The organism is Parendozoicomonas verongulae (assembly GCF_009711465.1).
In the GTDB taxonomy this organism is placed as follows: domain Bacteria; phylum Pseudomonadota; class Gammaproteobacteria; order Pseudomonadales; family Endozoicomonadaceae; genus Sansalvadorimonas; species Sansalvadorimonas verongulae.
Genome location: NZ_SMME01000550.1, coordinates 754 through 1,015, shown reverse-complemented (window position 1 = coordinate 1,015; position 262 = coordinate 754).

Sequence of the window (262 nt, the reverse complement as noted above, 5' to 3'; positions counted from 1 at the left end):
GTATTGAAATGCGGAAGCCGGGAAGCAAGCGGGCCTCCCGAAGGCAGGGGGGAGCAGTGGATGTGACGGAGACCTTCCTCACCTGGAAGCACATAACAGATGCTTGCCTTATCCCTGATCCATGTTGTGGCACCTGTTTCAACGGCCAGGGGATGGATAGATGTGCTGTCTGCAGGGTATATGGTAATGCCGCCTGTTGATATCACATCTAATGGCCTCAACTGACTAATGTGAAGAGATCTACTCTTGTCTTCCATTGCAG